Source organism: Calidithermus terrae (genome assembly GCF_003574345.1).
Taxonomy (GTDB): domain Bacteria; phylum Deinococcota; class Deinococci; order Deinococcales; family Thermaceae; genus Calidithermus; species Calidithermus chliarophilus.
Map to the genome: position 1 here is coordinate 1 of NZ_QXDL01000420.1, position 1,325 is coordinate 1,325.

The window sequence follows — 1,325 nt, forward strand, 5'->3', positions numbered from 1 at the left end:
CCCATCTTCCCCGCCCGGCCCCGCCGCAGGCCCCGGCCGCAGGGCGGCTCGATGGCCCAGGGCTGCGGCTGCGGCTGCCTGACCTACTTCGGCGTGCTCTTCCTGGCCTTCGCCGCCGGCGTCTCCCCCGACACGGCCTTCTGGGTCGCCCTGATCGCCGGGCTGTTCGTGCTCTACAGCGCGGCTCGAGCGAGGTGACGGCATGGACCGCTGCCCCTACTGCGCCAACCCCGTCCCCCCCGGTGCCACCCACTGCCCGGCCTGCGGCTCGGCGCTGGTGGCCCCCGCGCACAACCTCGCGCAGGGCACCCGGCTCAACCGGGGCCGCTACACCCTGGGCAAGGTGCTGGGGCAGGGCGGCTTCGGCATCACCTACCTGGGCGCCGACACCCAGACCCGCCGGCCCGTCGCCATCAAGGAGCTCTTCCCCGAGGGCTCGACCCGGCGGGCCAGCCAGGTGATCCCCCCCACCTCGCTGCTGGGCGGCGGCTTCAGCGAGACCATGCAGCGCTTCGAGGAGGAGGCGCGCACCCTGGCCCGCTTCGACCACCCCGGCATCGTCAAGGTCTTCGACGTCTTCGAGGAGAACGGCACCGCCTACATGGTCATGGAGTTCCTGCGCGGCCAGACCCTGGGCAAGCGCATCGAGCAGCGGGGCAAGCTCGAGCCCGGCGAGGCCGAGGCCGTCGCCCTCAAGCTCGCCGACGCGCTCGAGGCCGTGCACGGCGCGGGCCTGCTGCACCGCGACATCAAGCCCGACAACGTCTTCCTCACCGACGACGGGCGCGTCGTGCTCATCGACTTCGGCTCGGCGCGGCAGTTCGCGCTGGGCAAGACCATGAACCACACCCGGCTGGTCACGCCCGGCTACGCGCCGCTCGAGCAGTACGGCACGGCCGGCAAGTTCGGCCCCTACACCGACATCTACGCGCTGGGGGCCACCCTCTACCACGCCCTCACCGGCCTGACCCCGCCCGCCGCCACCGACCGCATCCAGAACAACCTGGCGGTGCGGCTGCCGCCCGCCACCCCGGACGGCCTCGAGCACGCCGTCAACCGGGCGCTGGAGATCCGGGTGGGCGCGCGCCCCCAGACCGTGGCCGAGTTCCGCGCCCTGCTCACCGGCCGCGCGCGCCCGGCCCCTGCCCCTGCCCCCGCCAACGGCGGGCTGGTGGTGCAGGTCACGCCCGACAACGCCCAGGTCGAGCTCGAGGGCCCCAACCTGCTCGCGCAGTACCTGCTCGACCTGGGCGCGGCCTGGAACGGCTACTACAACGCCAAGACCCCCGACGGCAAGCCGGCGACCCCCGTGCTCACGGCGCCAC

2 protein-coding genes are annotated in these 1,325 nt (G+C 73.8%); both read left to right on the plus strand.

The window, feature by feature from the left end; all coding sequences use genetic code 11:
- The coding region (locus tag Mterra_RS22720) for a hypothetical protein (protein ID WP_170159785.1) at positions 1–198 on the plus strand (198 nt) is incomplete at its 5' end.
- Between the two features lie 4 nt (positions 199–202).
- Positions 203–1,325, plus strand: a 1,123-nt coding sequence (locus Mterra_RS21305) for a protein kinase domain-containing protein (RefSeq protein ID WP_147373048.1), incomplete at its 3' end; no start/stop codon positions are given.